Origin of the sequence: Candidatus Similichlamydia laticola (assembly GCF_003339615.1) — a bacterium.
Classification (GTDB): Bacteria; Chlamydiota; Chlamydiia; order Chlamydiales; family Parilichlamydiaceae; genus Similichlamydia; species Similichlamydia laticola.
The window spans coordinates 1-21198 of the sequence record NZ_QQBG01000028.1 but is presented as its reverse complement, the minus strand read 5'-3'; the positions used below and the strand labels follow the sequence as shown (position 1 = coordinate 21198).

The following is a 21198-nucleotide window of genomic DNA, read 5'->3' as shown; positions in this document are numbered from 1 at the left end:
ACGGCCCTGTCTTGCGAAACAGGTCGTTTTTTCCTCAGGGAGAGCTTGTTCAATGTGGTTGGACCATTGTCTAGCTCGCCAGCATGGTATGTCTTGGGGTTTAGACCATTACTGTTTACTCGCGCTCTTTCCGAAGCTCTATCTTTCCTATGCTTCATCTTCTTTTGGTGAAGAACTTTTTTGGCATCTTGTAGAAGCTTTGACGGATTCTGCTGCTTCTCCTTCTTCAATGGTTGGTCGCGCCGATTTTTATTCCAAACTGGAACAGTTTTTCAGGCACGCTGGAGAGATGGATCCGGTTCAACGCCAAACTTCGTTAAAAAAGCACCAACTTGCACTTTGGAAAAAACTTTTCTTAGAGGGAAAGACAAGATGGGACCATTTGAAAAAATGGCAAAAAGACGATCCGCAAGCCTCTGTAGCCAAAGAAGCTTTAGGCCCTTGCATCGATTTCTTCGGTGTGGACTGGCTCTCTCCTTTTCAGCTTGAAATTCTTCAATGGCTCTCTCACTCTATCGAAATTACGCTCTATGCTTTTTCCCCTTCGTCTTCTTTTTGGGGAGAAGGGGCATCACGCCCTAGAAAGCATCTCCTTATCCGTGGGCTGCTTCAAAAGGAACTGTCAGACCATGACCTTGAAAAGGTAGAGCAGGTGCTAGAAGAGCCCCATCCGCTTCTTGCCTCCTACGGGACATTTGCCAAATCTTTCCTACACTCTCTTGAGGACTACGGTGCTCTCATCAAAGGGGTTTATCCTCATAAAGCCAGACAATCTTATTTCTGTCAGAGTATTTTTTCTGAGGAGGTCGTCTGGGGTGTGCGAGAACCGTCTCTTTTGGATCATCTTAAGGAAGGGCTTTTGCTTTGTCCTATTCAAAAAAACATAAGAGAACAAACGGGTCTAGTTGTTGATGGAAGTTTAAAAGTTCATTGTGCTCCTGATCTTTCAGAACAAGTCCTCCTTGTACAAGATGAAATCAGGCGTGCTCTTCTCGAGGGGTTTGCTCCAGAGGACATCCTCGTTCTTGCCCCAGAAATGCATCGGTTTAAGGCTTGGATTACTTCTGTTTTTTCAGATCGTTCTCTTGTTGATGTAGGCTTTCGCCTTTGGTCCACACGGGTAGATTCCTCTCATTGGTTCAGCTGTTTCTCTTGTTGGATGAGATTTATGTTGAGTGAATGGGGTAAAGAAGATGTTTTAGAGCTTCTTTCCGAACATCATTGGGGGGAACGTTTTCAGTTTGATCGGACAGTTTGGAGAAATTTTGTTGCCCTTTTTGAACAGCAACCCTACTTCTGGGGGTATGACGCTCGACATCAAGCAATTTGTTTGCATCAAATACAAGGGTCGAAACAAGGAAAGACTTGGCAAGAGGTTACCTTTGGACTCTTGCTCTCTCTACTCTCCTTTCCTCAGCATCCTCACATGACAAAATTTCCTCCTTCGTTTCCTTCCGTAGCGACCCCTTGTTTGCCTGTCCGAGACTTTGTACAAACCTGTTCCTGTTTTCAGGCTTGTTTGAGCTGGCTAGAAGAAGGTGCGTCTCTTCTCTCTCCTTTTCTTTATCGGGAAAAAGCAGCTCCAATTTTTTGGATTGATTTACTCTTAAGGGCTCTTGAACTTTTTCCTCTTTTGGAAGAAGAAGAGAAGGATTGTTTGTCTTGGAAGCATTGGATCCTGGAAAAGAAAAGGTTATGGGAGTCGATTACGTCCCTCGTTGATCCCGAGCTCTTTTGGGAAAAGCTTTATAAAGAGAGCTGTTCTCTATTCGAAGGCTGGGAAGGCTCTGAAGCAGTAGACGTTGTGACTTTTGCTCCTTTGCTTGTGATGAAGGCTCTTCCTTATCGACTTATCATGGTGATGGGATTAGATGAATCGTCTTTCCCAAGATCAGATCGAGAGGAATGGATGTGCGGCGGAGCTTTAAGAGAGTATCATCCTAGCTCTGCCCTTGTAGAGCGTTACGCTTTTTTAGAAGCTATTTGTGCAGCACAAGACCGTCTAATTCTACTCTATTCCCCTTCTCACGAGAGTCAAACTCGAGAGGATATCCATGCTTCACCGGTGGTAGAGGAATTACTGGCTTTTCTAGAAAAAGAGGGCTTAGAGACAACAGCAAGACCTTATCCTGATGCTCTACACCAATTACACGCTGTTCGAGACAAACCTTTTCTTCATTCTTCTTCGAAAGAGGAAGCTACAGAGTGGTTGCGTCTTATCCCCTTTACCACGACTCTTACTTTGCAAGAGTGTCGTACCTTCCTGCAACAACCAGCTTCTTTTTTCTTGAGACGCCTGCTTCGGGAAAAGTCCTTAAAGGTCTGTGATCCTTTAGGACTCTGTTCTAAGCAGTTTTTTTTTCGTAAAGTGTTAAGAGAACAAGACCAAAAGGCAGCCCAAGATTGGATTTATTCGACTTGGCCTTCTTCTTTCGCGACTTTTGAGGAGCGAGTCATGTTAAGTCAGGTTAGACAGGAGGCATATCAGATTTCTTGCTGTTTAGCTTGCTTAAGGCCTGAAAAAGTTGATTCACATCGTTATCTCTTTCCTGCTCTCCAGATAGGGAAGAAATGGATAACTGGCTTTTTTTCATCCGATTTGTCTGTAGATGAAGAGGGCATGCTCCTGCCTCAAGCTTTGTCTGTCTCTGTGCGTTCTTTTCTTCCTTATCTTCCAGACATTCTTGCTTTTCGGTTACTTCCTCCTGCTTTTGGCTTTGAAGGGAAAATACGTTTAGAATCGGGTCTATCTCTTTCTTTTCTTCAAGAAGATGCTGAGCAATTGTTACATATGCTGTTCCAAATTTGTCTACAAGGCTCAACCTGTCTTCTTCCTTGGCCTTTTTTGAGTCATTCGAAGCAGGAACATAGGTGGAATAAAAGTGCGTCAGGAACGACTCCGCATAGTTGGTTGCTAAAGAGGCTGGAGGATTCTCTTTCTGTCCAGGAGAAGGAGAGGCTTTTTGAAAAAGGATGGGCTTCTCTGGTTCTCCCTTTTGAGAAGAAGGTCAAAGAACTCTTCTTCCAACTGTTTGGGGGTGGTCTTGACGCAGGCGTTTAATGTCCTTTCTAGGGACTTTGAGTCGTCTGGATCGTTTGTTATTGAAGCTTCTGCTGGAACGGGGAAGACGTTTTCTATCGAACATCTCTTCATTCGCGCTCTTTTAGAAGGGATGCAGCCCGAAAATATTCTGATGATGACCTTCACACGCAAGGCCGCACGACAGTTGGTGACCAGGATTCGGAAGGCCCTTACCTCTTTTTGTGCGTTATGTTCATCTCAAAAAGAAGACCGAGAACAATTTCCAGATTATTTTCAGCCCTATTTAGAAGCAAACTCTTTTCATAAGGTTAAACGTTTTTTGAAAATGGGCCTAGAAGGAGTAGATCGGCTTCCCATTTTTACCATTCACGGTTTCTGCCAGTTTCTTCTACAACAAGATCATGTTTTTCAATTACCTGCTCTTGTGAACAGTTCAGTGTGGCTGCAGCAAATAGGACCTATCTACCTTGCTCGTTATTTACATGCGACTTTAGGCACAGAGTCTTTTCCTCTTCGTTACGAGGAATGGGACTATCTAGTCGAGCAACGATGGTCTTTCTCTTCCTTCTCTCTGTATCAAGATCTTTTGGGTCAAGAAAACGTCTATCCCATTCGTCATCGGGACCTCTCTTGGGAACAGACTCTTGTTTCTTTACGTTATCGTTTCTTAAAATTTGGACTTTCTCCCTCTCTGATTTGGGAAGAGTGCCTAAAGGCACAATTTCCTTTTCGAGGATTTTCTACTGAAAAATCTCTTAAAAAAAATATTTTAAACTCTTGTCTTCAGGCTCTTTCTTCTAGAAAGATTGACCTTCTTTCCCTTCATGCTATTGGGTCAGGATTATCCTTGATTGGTTCTGATCTTCTTTTAAAACGATTTCGAGGGCCTTTAGATCTCTCTTGGGCTGATCTTTTGAAAAAAGAGTTTAGAAGAGAGTTGCGCTATTTAGCCAAGGGTCACTTGTTTATTTCTAAACTTGTTGCTCACCTGTCTGCTTCCCCTTGGTGGCAATCTGTCCAAGCTTACAAGGGTGCTCAACCTGATGTCCTTTTGACTATGCTTCTAGAGAAACTAGGGAAGCAGGAGGCCTTCTTAAAGGAGTGTCGTGAGAAGTTTTCTTATGTCATCATCGATGAGTTTCAAGATACAGACCCATTACAGTGGAAGATTTTTGATTTGCTTTTTTCTCCCCCATCTCCTGTAAGGCTCGTGTTAGTTGGAGATCCGAAACAATCCATCTACTCTTTTCGTAGAAGTGATGTTTATACCTATTTTAAGGCGTCTACTTCTTTATCTCAGAGTTACACTTTAGAAAAAAATTTTAGATCACAGTCTTCTTTGATTGAGACTCTCAATTTACTCTTCTCCTCATCTAAAGACTGGATGTTCTTACCTAAAACGAAGCAATCTATTCATCCTGTTTCCGTTTCTGCGCATCATCTCGATCAGGTTTCTGAGCAACGGGTGCATTTTTTGTCATGGGACGGATCTTGGTCTTCTCTTTTTCGAGAGACAGCCTTACGTATTTATCATCTTATTCAGCATGGATTTTGCCCTAGTCAAATTGCTGTTCTTGTTTCTCGACATACGATGGCTAAAGAGTTTTTAAAGGAAATGGAAGGAATTCCCGTCCATGTTCCAAGAATCTTTCCTGAGGAAATGAAGACGGTTGCTTGTTGGATGTGGGCTATTTTAACATCTGTTTGGGATCAAACGGTCCATTGCTTGCCCCGTCTTTTACTAACACCCTTTTTTGGTTTTGATTGGAACCTTTTGCATCAGAGCCAAATTTGGTTAGATGTCAAATGCATTTTACATTACCTCTTTCAGGTCTATAGAGATGAAGGTTTGCCCGCTCTATTTGCAGCTTTGACTCAAGTCCATTGGAAAAACAGGACTCTCGGAGAAGCGTTTCAGGAGGAGACTTCCCTACGAGAAAGGTTAATTTGGAGACAGCTGATCTCTTCTCTTTTTGAAAAGGAGAAGAGGAGCCCTGCTAGTATTTTAGATTGGTTGCTTAGGCTCATGTCAGGCCAGCATGTGTTGGGAGAGATTTTACCTCAAAATTACCTCGCTCCTGCTGTTCAGTTACTCACAATTCACGCTTCTAAAGGACTCGAATTTGACTGTGTTTTCGCTTTGGGCTTAGCGGATCGTTCTTCTTCTCGGACTAGCTTAGATGCAAGGTGGGTACAACTAGAAGAAGGAGACATTTCAACTGTTTTAGGTGCTTCCTTGCCTTCTAAAGAGTTAGAAAGTTATTTAGATGAGTGTGATGCCGAAAAGCTGCGTTTACTTTACGTCGCTTTGACTCGGGCTAAAGAGCACCTTTTTGTGCCCCTTCCTTCTGCTAAAAAAATGAAAACTAGTCCTAAGCGTGGTTCAGCGGCTCCTATTGAACTCTTTGCAGCCTCTTTTTCTGCCTCTGGTCGCGATTACAAAGCCCTTTACCAGGTCATTGCAGAGGGATTCTTTGAAGAATTTCAACATTTTCTGAAAGAGAAAAACTTGCTGGCCCAACCCTTGGCCCATTCGGAAAGGGAACCTCTGAAAGAACAACTTCTTTTGCCTCAAAAAGAGAAAGCCGTTGTTTGGAAACCGTCCAGATTTTACCAACTGTGCTCACAGGCCCATAGTAAAATTCTATTCACGAAAAGTATTACAGCTCCTCTTTCTTCGTCTTGGTCAAACTGGATGGATCTTCCAAGGGGTTCTCAAATAGGGACTTTTTTACACGAGTTGTTATCTCGTCTTGTGATAGATCGTCATTTTTGCCTATCCTACTGGAAGGAGATGATGGGGACTCGAGCGCCTTGTCCTATGAAAGAGGAAGAGCAAGAAAATCTTCTTTTTCTTTTGAAGGGTACTCTAACTCGAAAGCTTCCCTGTTTAGATGTCTCTCTAGAGGAGATTCCAGCGCATCAGTGTGTGACGGAGTTTCCTTTTTGTTTCAGCGGTATGCGAAGACACGGGGATCTATGGAAGGGAGTTATTGATCTTTTGATCCAGAAGGATCAGCAAGTCTTTCTTCTTGATTGGAAGTCGAATTGGTTAGGATCAGAACCGTCTTGTTACTCAGAAGAGCATTTGATGCGTTGTTGTGAAGAACACGGTTATTTGGAGCAAATTGGTCTTTATGCCTCCGCGGTGACAAGACGTTTGGAGGGGAGTTCCTTGACATTCGGAGGTTCCATTCTTTTCTTTCTTAGAGCAGAGCGGGGCCTTTTTTTTCATGCTAGATAATCCTGAAAAACCTTGGATGGTTCTTTGCTCATACTTAGACAAGAAGACGATACATCTTGCAAAGTCGTGGGACTCTCAAGGAGACGATGGCCATCCCCTTTTAGCTTTTGTTTTTAAGGCAGCCCGAGCAGGACACTTTTGTGTCCGTATCACGGGCCAATCTGTTTATCCCTCCATTTATGATCTTGTCGAGGAGGAGCTCTTGGAACAAGATGAGGCATTCCTGGAGCGTTTAGAAGCATGGATTCGGAAGGGAAGAGAGGCTTCTCCATCTTGGTTAGGCTCTTTTTGGTCTCCTTTCTCTCCCATTTTGCTCTATCGTGTGGGGGATTATTTCCTTCTGCCTCGGTTTATGGGCGTTTTAGATACGCTTTTGCATCAAATAACGCGTTTGAGCCAGGCCCCTTGTTTCTTGTCTTGGGCTAAGGTTCCCTGCCCTGCTGTCTTGAATCCGGAACAACAAGTCTGTTTTGAATCCGTGCAAAGACAAGCAGTGCATTTCCTTTTAGGTGGTCCTGGAACAGGGAAAAGCTTTACAGCTGTTGCTGTCATTCAGTTGGCTCTCTCCTCTGGTTTTCGTGTAGCTGTTCTTGCTCCTACAGGTAAAGCTGTGGCTAACCTGAAAAAGAGGTTCTCCTCTACCGAGACGTGCTTTTTTGGAACGATTCATCGAGCTTTAGGGTTATCTCATTCATCACCTCTTCGTTCACGCATGAACCCAATTCCTTATGATTTCATCTTAGTGGATGAGTGTTCCATGATTGATGCCCTTCTTTTTGCAGAACTTTTGCAAGCCATTCCAACAGGTGCACGTGTTCTTTTCATGGGGGACATGAATCAGCTGCCTTCTATTGAGATGGACGGAGCTTTTTCTTTGCTTGTCGAATGGGGCAAGAGGTATCAGCTGGTGACGCAACTGGAAACTTCTGTTCGAATGGAGACAGAGGGGTTGGGAGCTTTAACTCAGCATGTTCTTACCGGAGATCGGGAATTGTGCTTTGCTCTTCTTCAAGAAGACCCTTCTCTTCGTTGGATTGAACAACCTGTTGTCTCGGATTGGTTTGAAGAGATCTGTTCTCTTTTTGGAGAGGAGTTGAAGAAATGGTTATGGGCGTCTGAAGAGCAGGCTTTTATTTTAATGGATACATTGAAAGTTTTAGTACCTATTCGTGTTGGTGAATCAGGAAGTGAACGTGCTAATCTCTCAATCACGCTCTGGATGTGCCGTCAGGCTCGTCAGAGGGGTATAGACACATTTTATATGCCTGTTTTTGTCACCAAAAATTTCCCTTCTGAAGGTCTTTGTAACGGAGATCAGGGACTGATTCAAGTACATGTGCAAGAAGCTCTCGATCCCCTCACCAAAAGGAGAGTAACTTTTCTTTATCGAGAAGAGTCAGGTGACTTTTTAAAGAAAGAGATGTCTTCTTATGACCTTAGTTACGGTTGGTGTATTTCTGTTCATAAGTCTCAAGGAAGTGAGTTTGATCATGTTGTAGTCATTCTTCCAAAAGCAAGTTCTCGTTTGCTCAACCGACAGCTTCTTTACACTGCCTTAACAAGGGCCAAGAAAGGCATCACCTTGTGGGCCCATCGTTCGGAATTAGATCTAGCTCTTTCTAAAAGCCTATTGAGGAGTGAATCTGGGTTAATGCGAGTCTTTGATCAAGGCGATTGTTCTATAGGGAGGATGATTTGACTCTTTTCAAGATTGAGAGTGACAGAAGTAGGCACTTCAGAGTGTTGGAGAGAAGGATCGGAGGAAGACGAGAAAAGCAATCCTAGCCTTTCACCAGGCTTTAAAAGAAAGCTGGTTGGTGAACAATCGAAGACGTATTTTAGCTTTTTCGCTTCTAACTTCTTTGCTCCTTGAGAGAGTGGTCGCCATTCTCCTTGAGAGGAGATGTGGCATAACCGAACAATGAAAGAAGTCTGTTCTGTTTTGATGAAAGAGAGTTGTAACCTTGGTGTCCCTGTGATGATAGTCTCACTTTGTGGTTCAAAGTTGAGAAGATGTTTTTGTACGAAAGGGTGTTGGCATACTTCTTGTCCTATTGAGGCAGCGTGGTTTTGAAGAGTCCAGTCTTTGGTTGCTGGGACAGGTTGAGATGGGTCATGTTCTACTATGAGCCATGTCTCGGGCTCTTGGGAGAGGGATAATGTCGTGTTTTGGCTAGGGATCGGCCAAGTTTGCATTTTTTTCCAATGGCCTTCTTGGGGATGGAGGACGTAGTAGAGAGAAGAGATGTCTTCTGTCCACTTTTCACCTTTAAGATGGTGATCGAACCACTTTTTGGGAGAACAGTCGAAAGGTAGATTGTTTTCGTTTTGAAAGAAGAAGGGCGAATCTGTCATAGGAATGTGAGACCAAGGCCCAATGATCAGAATACTTTTGGAGGGATTCGCTTGATGGTGCTCCAAGAAGGTGTCAATGGTCCCTTTGGAGAAAAAATCGTACCAACCTGTGCAGTAAAGTGTAGGCCTCTGTTGAGGTGTCACGTATCTCTTTGGTTCGACCATGCGAAAGAAAGGAGATTCTTCTTGAAAGGAGCAGAGTCCCATAAAACTTTGCAGCAAAAGACCGATGCGGTTGCGGACGATGTCTTTACGGACAACGTCTCCTGAAAAAAGAACATCCCTAATAAAGCGACACGTGGTGCTGACCATGTAGAGACTTTTCAATCCGGGTATCTCTTGTCCGCCTACGAGGGACTGGATAATAGCTGAGGCGGATAAACCCCACATGCCGATGGATCCATTACAATAAGGACTAGCAACAAGCCAAGCACATATGTCAAATGTGTCTTCGGTGATTTTCTGCGAGCTCGTAAACAAACTCAAGAGGCCACACCAGCTCCGGCGCGTTCTCTGAAAGACAACACCATACCCTTCTTTTGTTAAGGGGAGAACTTCTTCTAGGAAGTTGGACTCTAATTTGTAAGGGGATCGAACGAGAATGCAAGGCCAAGGCGGGTCCACGCAACTAGGTGTAAAGAAGACAACCTCTGACTCATGACCATCTCGCATAGGTAAGAGAAGGCAAAAAGAAGAGCAACTCTCAGAAAGGGAGGGAAAGTCAAGAGTTCTTTTAAAAAGAGGGTTGGCTTGAAGGGAAAAACTACTCAAAAAGAGAAAGGCAAAGCCCCTACTTTGCCTCAGACCCCACACGCTTTAAGCGAGTGCGTCTTTTTTGAGAGCTTTGACTTGACGCGGCTAACACGATTCTTCTTGAGAAGACCAGTTTTTAGTCCCTTATCCAAAAGACTGAACACACGGCTTAGACCCTCTGAGGCCAAGCTTTCCTCATTTTTTTGAATAAAGGAAAGCAAAGCACGAACAGATGTATGGATGCGGGACTTGGCAGCACGATTACACTGTCTTTTCTTTTCTGCCTGCACGATTCTCTTCTCTGCAGAAGTCTGCTTTTTGACTTTCTTTCCTTCTTCCCTTTGCATGTTGTCTCCCTAAGAGTAACCGACCCCCCTCCATTTTGTTTTGAGAAAGCTTATATCGTCAAGGTCTCCCTTTTGGAAACGGAGATTGCTAATCGTGTCCCTTCTGGATAAATTTAGTCATATTCGCAGAAACCTGCCAAGGCTGACTTATGAGTAAGGCAAGAGAAAGTTTATTAGTTGAAATGGATTGTAAAGGAATTATTCCTGGTCCAGGAGAATCTTGGAGGGAATGGGAAGAGAGGGCACGCCTTCTTTCCAAAAGCGTCCCTAATCAGACGACCCATACTGCTGTGCTAGAAGTTTTGGAATGGCATTGGGGTATTTCTCCCTCTTGGGTGGAGGTAAAAGAAAATACATCCGGTTTTTGGCCTTGGCATGCGGCTTCTTGTGCTGTATCCGAGGAAGGTTTTATTACCGTTACGGTGAATCCAGGTGCAGCCTTTTTTTGTTCATTTGATGAGATTTTGGCGCATGAGCTGTCTCACGCAGCACGTTCTTCTTTTCAAGAGGGTTGCTTTGATGAGCACTTAGCTTATGCCCTTTCCTCCTCTTCCTTGAGGAGGTTTTGGGGACCTTTCTTTTCTCAAAAAACTTGGATCCCTCTTCTGTGGGTTCTGTCTTGGTTTCTTCCTGCTGGATTGCTACTTATTGGATCTTTTTCTTCTGTCAAGATCACTTATGCCCTCGTAGGGGGAGGATGGTTCTCGGCTCTAGTAAGGCATTACTTGCTACAGCTGCAGTACCGTAAAGCTTGGAGTAAATTGCGTGAAGAATTCCCTGAAGAGTTAGCTCGTTGGATGTTTTTCCGGTTATCCGAAGAAGAGGTCTTGTTGCTAGCTGAAGGAAGTTTTTGTTTGGAAACAGACCTTTTGGCTCGAGATGAGCCGAGAAGTAGATTGTTTAAGATCAAGATTGATGGCGTGGAAAGGGTTTAAACGGATGGTGAGGTCGAAGAAAGGTACGATCTAAGAATTCATCCGTTATCTCTTCTAAAAATCGGCTTGGTCTTTGAAAACGGAGGCTGCCCCAGAGGATACGTTTTTGGGCATGTGTCAAAACAAGATAACGTTTGGCTCGTGTCATACCGACATAGCAAAGACGCCTTTCTTCCTCTAAAGATTCTTCCCCTATAGGAAACACACCTTCCTCGAGTCCAACAAGAAAGACGGCCTCAAACTCAAGGCCTTTAGCATAGTGAATGGTCATGAGTTGAACGCGTTCGTGTGCTTCCCCTTTCTCTTTCTTTTCTGAACTGAGGGCTATGGTCGACAAGAATTCTTCTATGGAAAGTTGGGGGACCTGTGTTTCCCAATTTACGGTTCGCAGAAAGAATTCGTCTAATTGTTGTCGTCTTTCTTCAATTGGTTCTTTCAGGGAGTTATGAAGAAGGTCTGACTGGATAATGTCTTGGATGAGGAGAGAAAGAGGCAAAGTATTCGGAGAGAGTTTGGAGAGAAAACGAGAAAGAGTTGTGAGACTATTTCGTTGTTGTTGAGTTGCTTTAAAACATGGTGCAATCCCCTTCTCTAGGGCTCTTAAAAAATTCCCTGTTTCTCTCAAATGGATCATTAAACGTCCTTTGCATTTTTTTCCCACGCCCGGGAGAAGATCGAGAAGACGCTCTGCAGCACAAGAGTTTTGGGGTGAGTGCAAGATCTGCAAAAAAGCTAAGGCGTCTTTGGTCTCCTTTCTTTGGTAAAAGGAAGGCCCTCCGAATATTGTGTAAGGGATACCTTTTCGCAGTAAAGCATCCTCGATTGATTTGGAAATTGCGTGAGTACGATAGAGAACTGCTATTTGTCCAAAAGAGAGTCCTTCCTCTTTCATCTCTAGAATAGATTGAACAACTTGTGCAGCTTCTTCTAGGTCAGAGGGTGCTATGTATTCTATGGGGGGAACCCCTTCTCCCAATTGGCTCCAAAGGGTTTTATGCAACCGATTTTGATTATGAGAGATCAGTTGATTCGCGGCTTTTAGGATTATGTTTGTACTTCTGTAGTTTTGTTCCAATGGAAGGATGCGTGTGTTTCTCAAGACCTTGGGTAGGTTGAGGATGTTGCGAATAGTTGCGCCTCTCCAAGAATAGATAGCCTGATCTGGATCACCAACGAAACAGATGTTGTAGTGGGGTTGTCCAAGGAGAAAGAGCATTTCAGCTTGGGCTACATTGGTGTCTTGATACTCATCGACAAGAAGATATAACCATTGTGAGCGGTATTGGTGGAGAATATCTGGGTGTGCTTGAAATAACTCCAAGGGCTTAAGAAGCAAGTCATCAAGGTCTAGGGCATTAGCTTGTCGTAACTGCTCCTCATAGAGGAGATAGAGGCGATTTTTTTCTTCTTGTAGATCCCATGCCTCGTTGGAAAGGCCATTGTTTTTCCGCTCTTTTAAAAATTGTTCTAAAAAAGAACATGAAAGTGAACTCTGTTCTCGTTCTAAGAGGGAACGGAGCACCTTGCGACGATCTTCTTCATCGTATATAGAAAAGGAAGTCGTTTGAGGAATATTTCTAGCTGGAAGACAGCGTCGCAAAATGTCGTGACCAAGGCGATGGAAAGTCCCAATCCAACTCCCTTCTACTCCTTTTTTGCGTATGCGGAAACGCATCTCTCTTGCGGCTTGATTCGTGAAGGTCAAAGTCAAGATTTGCTCTGGAGCAATGCAGTGGTGATTCACTAGTTGGTCTAGTCGAGAGGTCAAAACAGTTGTTTTGCCTGTTCCTGCTCCGGCAAGAACAAGAAGGGGGCCTTCTGTGTGAAGCAAAATTTCTTGCTGCTGTTTGTTAAAGTGCACGATCAAATTCCTCGGATCATGAGATGGCTTTAATGAGGATAAAATTTTTTCTTCATTTAGGTTGAGAAGTTAGCAGTCTTCAGTCCTCTTTGCCAAAAACAGAGGGTGGCTTTCTTGACGAAATTGGTCAACGAAGATACAATGCTATCCCTCTTCTCTCGGAGAGTTGTTTTATTTTCTAATCAAAGTCGTACCAGGAATGTGAGGAGCTTATGGCCAAGCTTAAGCCTTTGGGGAACCGTGTCTTAATCAAGCGAAGTGCTTCAGCTCAGTCTAAAAAAGGTATTCTTATACCTGAAACAGTGAAAGAGAAACCTTGTGAAGGTGTCGTGGTTCGTTGTGGAGAGGAAGACCTTTCTTCTGGGTCCCCTTCTCCTGTCGAGCTTAAGGAGGGCGACCGCGTCTTATTTTCTTCCTATTCTGGTTCGGAGATTCAGTTTGAAGGGGAAGACTTTCTTGTTGTTTCTTTGAAAGACATTTTGGGCATTCTGCCTTCTTAATAGGACTTGGGGTTTAGGTTATGGTGGAAAAGAAGATCGTGACGTTGGGAGACGAAGCGCGTCAGTCGATAGCTGAGGGTGCTCAAACTTTAGCAAAGATTGTTTCCGTTACCTTGGGTCCTAAAGGCAGGACTGTCATGCTGGGGCGAGGACAGTCTGTCGTTACTACGAAAGATGGTGTTTCTGTAGCGAAAGAGATCGTGCTAAAGGATTCTTTACAGAATGTGGGTGCTCAGTTACTGAAAGAAATTGCATCTCAAACAGCCGATTTGGCCGGGGACGGTACAACTACAGCCGTTGTTCTGGGCAATGAGATTTTGCGTTTAGGTATGAAGGCTGTAGTTTCTGGAGCAGATGTTTCTTCTTTGAGGATGGGGTTAGAATTGGCTACTGAGCGTGTTTGTCGCGTTGTACGTGAGATGGGCTCTAAAGTAGAGACGAGCGAGCGAATTGCGCAAGTAGCCACGATTTCTTCCAACAATGATTCTGAAATTGGGTCGATTATTGCGGAAGCCATTCAAGAAGTTGGAAAAGAAGGTGTCATCTCGATTGGGGAGAGCAAGTCCATTGAGACGAAGTTAGAAGTTGTCAAGGGCATGCAATTTTCTAAGGGGTACGTCTCACCTTATTTTGTTACGGATCTAGAAAAGTCGATTTGTGAGTTTGGAGATGCCTTTCTTCTTCTTGTAGAGAAGAAGATTTCAGGTGTGACAGGGCTGGTAAAGTTTTTAGAGCGTTTTTCAGAAGAGAAAGGCAGTCGACCTCTCCTAATTGTTGCAGAAGAGATTGAGTCAGAAGCTATAGCTATGCTTGTGCTCAATAAAATCAAGGGAGGTATGCCTCTGTGTGCCGTTAAGGCACCCGACTTTGGGGACCGTAGAAAGCAGAAGCTAGAGGATCTGGCTATTTTGACAGGTGCTCAGTTGATTTCTTCTGAGTCTGGGCTTTCTCTGGAGAATGCGGACCTTTCTGTTCTAGGTCGAGCTGGAAAGATTCGCGTCTCAAAAGAAGAAACAGTTGTTGTGGAGGGTCGTGGAGATAAAGCTCAGATCGAGGAGAGGTGTGAGCAAATTCGTCTTCTTTTGTCAAAGACGGATGCTGCTTATGAGCGTGAGGCGTTAGCTGAGCGTCTGTCCAAAATGCAGGATGGTGTAGCTGTTATTTATGTAGGAGCTGCTACTGAAGCGGAAGCGCGTGAGCGTAAGGATCGCATTGAGGATGCCTTACATGCTACACGGGCGGCTCTGACAGACGGGGTTGTTCCTGGAGGTGGTGTTGCCCTTTTGCGTGCTGTGCCTGTTCTAGAGAAGCTTGAAAAGGAGGTTTCTCCGGAAATAGCTGTAGGTGTGCGCATTATTCGACAGGCTTGCTTTGCCCCTGCTACACAAATTGCTTCTAATTGTGGTGAGAATGGTTCGTTGATTGCAGGAAAGATCTACGAGAATTCGAATCCTAACTGGGGTTATAATGGATTGACAGGTTCTTTTGGCGATCTGTTTGAGCTAGCTGTTATTGATCCTGTTGCTGTCGTTGTTGTTTCTTTAAGCAAGGCTGTCTCCGTCGCGAGTCTCATGTTAACGAGTGGTTGTGTTGTGACTGATTCGGAAGAGGAGGAAGAGGAGGAAATGGAAGAAACAGCCTACTAGATTTTTTCTTATCCAAGAAAGAAAGGCTTAATAGCGTAGAAGATAATCCAGCAAAGGATTGTCCCAGCCGGAACTGTGATGGACCAAGACAAGAAGATTCCTTTCAGGGTTTTCAGGTTTAGGTTTCCTGATCCTCTAGCCAGGCCTATGCCAAGGAGGCTGCCAATGAGGGTGTGTGTTGTTGAGATAGGCATCCTGAGTTGAGAGGCGAGCATAACGGTTAGAGCGCATCCAAATTCGGCAGAGAATCCCCTGCTTGGTGTGAGTTCTGTAATCTTCTTCCCTACAGTATGAATCACCCTCCATCCCCAAAGAGCCAATCCGAAAACGATACCAGTCGCACACCAGATAAGTACCCACTTAACGGAGAGTGAGCGGTTGGTATGTCCCTCCATAACACGGAGGCTGATCAGAAGTGGACCAGCGGCATTAGCGACATCATTTGCTCCGTGGGAGAAAGCCATAAGGGAAGCCGAAGCAATTTGCATATAGGAAAAGGCTTTCTCGACTAAGGCGTGTTCTTCTAGGGGCTTTTCCTTTTTCAATTCTTTTCTGATTCGTTCTAGCGCTTCTATTTTCGGATGTAGGGCGTGGATCCATTGTCTAGAGGGAGCTATTTCTTTGGCCAGTTGTAGAGAGGCAAGTGCATTTTCAAGGTGTAGGTTGATTTGTTCACACAGTTCTTTGTTGTGATCCTTTTCATGACTGGAAAAGTGACTTTGCCTTTTCAAAAAAAAGAGACAACCGATGTAGGCTAAGCAGGCTGCTCCTCCAGATCCTCCTATCATGGAGGCGAGAGAGATAGGATAACGTAAGCTGAAGATCAGATAAATGCATAAGACAAAGAGAGCGAAGAGCCGTGGAATCCATTTTTTAGCTTGTTTCAGGGGGTGTTCTGCACTGAGCACATAGGTACGCAAAAAATAGAAAAGGAGAAAAGACAAGAATGCCCCGACTAGAGGAGAGAGGATCCAAGTCGAGCTGATTGCCAAAAGAGTTTTCCACTGAATGATTTTTGTGCCTTGGAGAAGAAAGCCAAATCCTGCCATAGCTCCAACGATGGTATGTGTTGTGGAAACAGGCCATCCAAAGTAGGAGGCTGTTTGTAACCAGATGCCTGCTGCGAGCAGAGAAGCATTCATTCCAATTGCAATCAGAGCTGCTTGAGATTGAAAAGCAGAAAGATCAATGATGTTTTGGTGCAATGTATAAATAACTTCGTTTCCACACAGAGAGGCTCCTAGAAATTCAAAGAAAGCTGCAAGGAGAACGGCTTGACGAAGAGAGAGAGCTCCTGATCCAACGGACGTCCCCATAGCATTGGCCACGTCACTAGCACCTATGTTCCAAGCCATGTAAAAACCAATACAGAGAGAGAAAAAAAACAAAAAGATCACAGCGGACTGCTCCATTAATTTTTTGATTCAGATTCGTTTCCCTATTTTGGATGCCCTTTGTGAGCATCGTGGATGGGTATTTTATCGCATGTAATGCATAGATATTTTTCCTGGTAAATCTTTCTTCTACTTTTAAAGAGAGATTCCCTTTTTTGTCTTACTCTGGTTCTGTAACGTAGTGTGTCAGGAGAGCATTTCCTGGCAGAGAAGTGCACAAAGTTTTATTCAGAGACTAGGTTTATGGGGAGATTAATCTTGTTAAGGCATGGTCAATCCGCCTGGAATGAGAGTGGTAGATTTACGGGTTGGGTTGATGTCCCCCTAACAGAGAAAGGCATGCAAGAGGCGTTTCAGGCTGGAGACGATTTAGCTGAGGATAGAATAGATCTTGTTTTTACCTCGGTTTTGTTTCGTGCTGTGATGACAGCCCTCTTTGTTTGTTCAAAACGTCGAGATCGTCCAACTCTTTCCGTCCATCATTCTCTTTCTTCTCGCACACCTCAGAAGGGTCATCTCGACATCTTCTGTCATGAATCTCTTAATGAGAGGTTTTATGGAGATTTACAAGGATTAGTCAAGAAGGATGTCATGAAACGTTATGGTGAGCATCAAGTTCATTGCTGGAGGAGAGGATTATACGATCAGCCTCCTGGTGGGGAGAGCCTTTTTGATACTTCTTTGAGGGTGATTCCTTTTTTTGAAAAATATGTTGTTCCATGTCTTGTTTTAGGGTGGAATGTTTTGGTTGTCGCACATGCTAATTCTCTGCGTTCCCTCATCATTCATTTGGAACAAATTAAGGAAGACGCTGTCAATCATCTGGAGTTAGGGACAGGTATTCCGAGGTTCTATGACTACTCTTCAGAGGGGAGGATCTCACGTGGGTAATCTATTTTTGGTACGTTATGGGGAATCAGAAGGTGACGCCATGGCTTATGATCTTCCCCTTAACGAAGAAGAGCGTGTCTCTGTTTGGGAGCTGGGACAAAACTTGTCTCGTTTTCGTTTAGGGAGAATTTTTTCTTCGCGTTCCATTCGGGCCCTACATACATCTCAAATCCTTGCTCAGGGACAGCCTGATGCTTGTGTATTGTTTTCACACAGAGAGTCAGAATATTCGGATTGGTATCAACCTAATCTTGCTGCATCCTTATCACGCTGTCTCTGGATTTACCCTGAAGCGGCCTTAACTCTAGAAAGGAATAGTGAGCAAGAGCTTTTGAAAAAGGACAGTTTACATCTTTTAGAAAAGGATATTCTTCCGAGTATAGAGGGAGAAGAGGGCACGCTTCTGGTTGCGGAGCCATTCGTTCTTCAAATCCTGCATGAAAGGCTTTTAGGAGAGACAGATGCTTGTCATGGTTGGGATTTACCTGTTCTGAGTTGTTATTCCTATGCCCGAGAAGATTCAGGATGGAGTTGGAAGGGCTCTTTGGTCTCTTCGACACTCACGCCTAAAGAAGGGTGAATGCCTTTTTTTAGAATTGTTTGAATAGTGCCAAGAGTCGATCCGTACGCTGCCAGACAACCGACACAGGAGCCTTCATAAGCAATGCGAAGATGGAAGGGTGTGTCTAAAGAAATGATTCGAATGTTGCCTGAATCCAGTTTTAAGAAAGGCCTAATCTGTGTTTCTAGAATGTCTTCCAAAATATGTAGACGGTCTTCTTGAGGTAGCTGATCCCAATCTTCTATATACCGTTCTGGTGGAGAGAGTGAAGAGCAAGGGGTTACGACCTGACAGGGCAAATGAGAACAACATTCGCACGCTTGGACGAGTCCGTCTAAAAAGATATTAATATATCCACTTAAAGCTGTTGCTGTAAGTGGTCCCAAAACCTTTTGCAAGTGGTATAGAAGATTTTCCCCCGTCAATGTTTCAAGCTGGCGATATGTTTTTTGGACGCAAAAAGAACAGCCACTTTCACAAAGAAGAACTAAACGCTCATTACCAAAAAGAGAATAAGAGCATGCCTCAACTTGTCCATTTTTTTTTGAGAAAAGAAAGGATAAGTTAACAAAAGAACCTTGTAATAGGGAGCCTCCTTGGCCAAGAACAAGAAGTGTATCAGACGATTCTTGAAGCATAACATTGGCATGTCGCTTTTCTCGGATCATTTGTCTCGCGGTTTTAGAGTAGAGAGACCAAATAGAACGTTCTAGCATGAAGCAAGACAGCGTAGTTGGGCGACGACTTGATTAAGAATGGAGCAACTCTCATCTATTTCTGAACGTGTTTGGTTATATGCAAAAGAGAAGGAAAGCGTCGAGTAAACAGTTCCTGGAGGCTCCTGGATAAGCAGTCGTTGTGTTTTCAAAAAGTCAGATAATAAGGGGGAAGGAGAGATAAAAATACCGCGCTGGTTAAGTTCATAGGCCAGCAGTTCACTATGTACATGAGGAAAAAGGACAACGGAACAGTTAGGGAGTCGTTTACGTTCTGTTAAGAGTGTCTTACACAAGTGACTTTCGAGTTGTTTCTCAAATCGAGTTCTCAAGCGAGCCACTTCTGTGCTCCATTCTAGACGATGTGAAGAGGCTTCATGAGCTGCTTCTCCCATGCCGATTAACAGGGCAGCATCAGAAGGCATGTCGTTTTTTTGGTGCAGGACAAGAGGATCAAGTCGAAGAGGTTTGCGAACCAAGAGAAGCCCACTTTTAGGACCATGGATCTGCTCGCCGTTTAGAGAAAAGAAATCGATATCACGTTCTTGTAGTTGAAGAGGAATTTTTCCAGCGATGTAAGAGCCGTCTACATGGAACAGGATCCCCTTCTCTTTGCAAAATTGAGCAAGCGATTCAAGAGGTTGAATTAACCCTGTTATGCCATGTGCCCAACTTACAGACAGGAGAGATGTCTTAATAGTGTAATGCTCCTGTAACGCAGCAGGGTCAACCACTCCGGTTTCGGCAGACGGAGTGAGTGGCGTGACATGAGCACCTAAGTCGTGTAATTTATGAGCAAAACATTGTGCAGATGGTTCTCCAAAGCGAGAGACAAGGAAATGGTTGCGCCCTGAATAACGAGAGATTTCAAAATAAACGGACCAGAAAGCTTGCTGGATCGCTTCTGCATGAGAAGGGAAAACAAAAAGAGACCAATCCCTGGGATTGGCTCCGCAAAAAGCATAAATGCGCTGACATGCATTTTCCATCTCTCGGATAAGGGCTTGTCCCTTGGAATGAGCAGATAAAGGAGAGGCATATTCAAAGGCCCATATCTTGCGCATTTCTTGTATCACAGCAGAAGAGACAAATGTTGCGAGATGATGATCGAAATAAGACATTACGCTCTTGAGTAATGTTCTACAATGGACTCTTCTTTTGATAGGTTCAAGCATTCGAGTTTACTCACACTTCCAGCGTGGAAAATAGCTTGTTTGCCATCAGATAGCTCTACAACCCCAGAACCATCATCTAAAATGTCCAAGAGCTTTCCAGAGAAAAATTCATCTTCGTATTTGAAGCGAATACATGGCTCTTGGTTGACCCATTTTCTAATAGAGCTCAAGAGAGGGGTTACTTTCCCAGAGAACAGCAGCTTGAAGTCTTTCGAAATTTGCTTATAGAGAGCAAGAAAACACTTTTCTGTAGAAATATGTCTCTCGTTCAACTTCTCTAGAATGCATGTCTCACTAATGGTTTCCTTTGAACAACCAGTAGCCAAGGAATGGTTGAGGTTAACAGAAAAGCTGAGGAGTGCAAACCAACGATTTTCTAAAGGATTTTCCATGGTATCTACTAAAAGAGCCCCCAACTTCCCCTTTTTGCTCTTCACGCTGCCAGGCCAACTCGTCCAAATCTCTTCTGCAGTCGTTTCAAGCCCTGTTAACCCTTTGAGGGTTGTACAGAGGCTACTTGCTCCGATTAAAGAGAATAAACCCCAGTCTTTTCTTGAGATGTGCTCTGAAATAGGGATGAGTAAAGAACAGCAAAGATTCCCTGGGAAAGAGAGCCACTCTACCCCCTCCATTGCCTCAGTTTGTTTGTCAGCTGTCACTCCTGCACAAGGAATGGACGTATTAGAGGCACCGTCAACGATTTCAAAAAAGTGTTGCTGCAACCAACGATGCGTAGACCCAAGAGTCTTAAAATGAAAAAGCAACATCCGAAATTCTCCCTAGTGGGGATGCGATCGAGGAGGAGTGTCTTGCTTTCCTCTGATTTAGCACAACCCCATACACAATCTTTCCGGCTCCCTTTAGAGAACGAGAAGAAAAACAACAACATTTTTGCATAAACCCTTTTGCTTTTATACAAATTATTTCAAAATCTTTATTTGTCTCGAAGCCTCGATAAACAGAGAGGGATATTTTGGTTTTAAAGTTGACAGGTGGAAAGTGGAAAGGAAAGCAGATTCAAGCTGCTTGTGGACGACCGACTTCATCTCTTGTTCGTCAGGCTTTATTTGAGATTTTGCCTTGTGTTGCAGGAGATTCCGTCCTCGATCTGTTCGCTGGTTCTGGAGTTTTGGGTCTTGAGGCCTTGAGTCGTGGAGCAGAGCAAGTGATTGCAGTGGATCGCTGTCCAAATTCACGTAAGATCATGGCTACAAACAAGAAGAAATTAGCATTTGAAATGAATTTTTTTATTTTTCCTGTAGCTGTAGAGACAGCAATGAAAAGATTAGTAGGACGTAAGCAGTTTAACTGGATTTTTGCAGATCCTCCTTACGATTATGTCGAGAGGTGGTTTAAGTCTAAAGATCTGTTTCAGGGGATGACTCGTTTGCTTCTTCCTGGAGGATGTTTTGTTTTAGAGCACGCTTTGCGTTCGTCTATCCCTTTTTCGGAGTGGAAGGGCACTTACAAGAGACGCCTTTACGGGAAGACGGTTCTTTCTTTTTTCTCAATACAAAAAAACCGATCAGAGGGGGGTGAACCCATCTGATCGGTTTAGGAGGAAAATCTGTTAAAGGAAACCGGTTATGACTATTCCCCTAATAAGGCAGTCAAGACGTCTTCAGTCTCAAATGGGGTTTCTTTTAAGGCTTGTCTGAGCAAATCCTTTATCTTATTGCCTTTTAGTCCGTGTTCTTCAGCAATTTGTATGAGGTAGAGACACGATAGCTCCAATCTCCTTAAAGAGATAAGAATTTTGGAGGCGTAGAATTCAAT

Annotated in this window: 17 protein-coding genes; 9 read left to right on the top strand and 8 right to left on the bottom strand. The window is 43.9% G+C overall.

The window, feature by feature from the left end; genetic code table 11:
• Nucleotides 1–88: 88 nt before the first annotated feature.
• The 3 genes from HAT2_RS03630 to HAT2_RS03620 are packed head-to-tail and all read left to right on the top strand — an operon-like array spanning nt 89 to nt 7986.
• A complete protein-coding gene (locus tag HAT2_RS03630) occupies nt 89–3061 on the top strand; it encodes an exodeoxyribonuclease V subunit gamma (RefSeq protein ID WP_181860373.1) in 2973 nt (990 codons plus the stop codon).
• Nucleotides 2964–6287, top strand: coding sequence for a UvrD-helicase domain-containing protein (locus HAT2_RS03625; protein WP_114544648.1), 3324 nt, complete (start codon nt 2964–2966; stop codon nt 6285–6287). The genes HAT2_RS03630 and HAT2_RS03625 overlap by 98 nt, the downstream gene beginning before the upstream one ends.
• Nucleotides 6277–7986: an ATP-dependent DNA helicase gene (locus HAT2_RS03620; RefSeq protein ID WP_114544647.1), complete on the top strand. Its 1710-nt coding sequence runs from the start codon at nt 6277–6279 to the stop codon at nt 7984–7986. The genes HAT2_RS03625 and HAT2_RS03620 overlap by 11 nt, the downstream gene beginning before the upstream one ends.
• Here HAT2_RS03620 and HAT2_RS03615 read toward each other — a convergent pair.
• The gene (locus tag HAT2_RS03615) at nt 7953–9413 is read right to left on the bottom strand and encodes a CocE/NonD family hydrolase (RefSeq protein WP_147267527.1); all 1461 of its coding nucleotides are present in this window, start codon (nt 9411–9413) and stop codon (nt 7953–7955) included. The two genes, HAT2_RS03620 and HAT2_RS03615, sit on opposite strands and share 34 nt — an antisense overlap.
• A 29-nt stretch (nt 9414–9442) precedes the next feature.
• Nucleotides 9443–9742 (bottom strand): 30S ribosomal protein S20, encoded by a 300-nt coding sequence (rpsT, locus tag HAT2_RS03610; protein WP_114544645.1) that lies wholly within the window; start codon nt 9740–9742, stop codon nt 9443–9445.
• Nucleotides 9743–9891: 149 nt separating this feature from the next.
• Here rpsT and HAT2_RS03605 point away from each other — a divergent pair, with 149 nt between their 5' ends.
• Nucleotides 9892–10677, top strand: coding sequence for a hypothetical protein (locus HAT2_RS03605; RefSeq protein WP_114544644.1), 786 nt, complete (start codon nt 9892–9894; stop codon nt 10675–10677).
• Here HAT2_RS03605 and HAT2_RS03600 read toward each other — a convergent pair.
• Nucleotides 10649–12538, bottom strand: coding sequence for an ATP-dependent helicase (locus tag HAT2_RS03600; RefSeq protein WP_147267526.1), 1890 nt, complete (start codon nt 12536–12538; stop codon nt 10649–10651). The genes HAT2_RS03605 and HAT2_RS03600 overlap by 29 nt on opposite strands.
• A 212-nt stretch (nt 12539–12750) precedes the next feature.
• Between HAT2_RS03600 and HAT2_RS03595 the strand changes: the two genes are divergently transcribed.
• Nucleotides 12751–13038 carry a co-chaperone GroES gene (locus HAT2_RS03595; RefSeq protein WP_114544642.1) on the top strand — a complete coding sequence of 96 codons (288 nt, stop codon included), beginning with the start codon at nt 12751–12753 and terminating at the stop codon, nt 13036–13038.
• 23 nt (nt 13039–13061) lie between these two features.
• The gene (groL, locus tag HAT2_RS03590) at nt 13062–14684 is read left to right on the top strand and encodes a chaperonin GroEL (RefSeq protein WP_420885377.1); all 1623 of its coding nucleotides are present in this window, start codon (nt 13062–13064) and stop codon (nt 14682–14684) included.
• Between the two features lie 8 nt (nt 14685–14692).
• Here groL and HAT2_RS03585 read toward each other — a convergent pair whose 3' ends face one another.
• Nucleotides 14693–16039, bottom strand: coding sequence for an inorganic phosphate transporter (locus HAT2_RS03585; RefSeq protein ID WP_181860372.1), 1347 nt, complete (start codon nt 16037–16039; stop codon nt 14693–14695).
• Between the two features lie 297 nt (nt 16040–16336).
• On the opposite strand from HAT2_RS03585, the gene HAT2_RS03580 reads away from it, so the two are divergent.
• Nucleotides 16337–16969, top strand: coding sequence for a 2,3-bisphosphoglycerate-dependent phosphoglycerate mutase (locus HAT2_RS03580; RefSeq protein WP_220253892.1), 633 nt, complete (start codon nt 16337–16339; stop codon nt 16967–16969).
• Nucleotides 16962–17549, top strand: a complete 588-nt coding sequence (locus HAT2_RS03575; RefSeq protein ID WP_181860371.1) for a histidine phosphatase family protein — start codon at nt 16962–16964, stop codon at nt 17547–17549. The genes HAT2_RS03580 and HAT2_RS03575 overlap by 8 nt, the downstream gene beginning before the upstream one ends.
• On the opposite strand, the gene HAT2_RS03570 is transcribed toward HAT2_RS03575, so the two are convergent.
• From HAT2_RS03570 to HAT2_RS03560, 3 genes are read right to left on the bottom strand one after another with little or no spacing between them, the layout of a single operon-like run.
• Entirely contained in the window at nt 17474–18247 is a 774-nt protein-coding gene (locus HAT2_RS03570) for a NifU family protein (RefSeq protein WP_114544637.1), read from the bottom strand. The two genes, HAT2_RS03575 and HAT2_RS03570, sit on opposite strands and share 76 nt — an antisense overlap.
• Nucleotides 18241–19368 (bottom strand): cysteine desulfurase family protein, encoded by a 1128-nt coding sequence (locus HAT2_RS03565; protein WP_181860370.1) that lies wholly within the window; start codon nt 19366–19368, stop codon nt 18241–18243. The genes HAT2_RS03570 and HAT2_RS03565 overlap by 7 nt, the downstream gene beginning before the upstream one ends.
• A complete protein-coding gene (locus HAT2_RS03560) occupies nt 19368–20189 on the bottom strand; it encodes a hypothetical protein (RefSeq protein WP_114544635.1) in 822 nt (273 codons plus the stop codon). Before HAT2_RS03560 ends, HAT2_RS03565 begins: the two co-directional genes overlap by 1 nt.
• Nucleotides 20190–20395: 206 nt before the next feature.
• On the opposite strand from HAT2_RS03560, the gene HAT2_RS03555 reads away from it, so the two are divergent.
• Entirely contained in the window at nt 20396–20971 is a 576-nt protein-coding gene (locus tag HAT2_RS03555; RefSeq protein ID WP_181860369.1) for an RsmD family RNA methyltransferase, read from the top strand.
• Between the two features lie 41 nt (nt 20972–21012).
• On the opposite strand, the gene HAT2_RS03940 is transcribed toward HAT2_RS03555, so the two are convergent.
• Nucleotides 21013–21198 (bottom strand): hypothetical protein (locus HAT2_RS03940; RefSeq protein WP_220253891.1); only part of this gene is annotated, 186 nt, incomplete at its 5' end.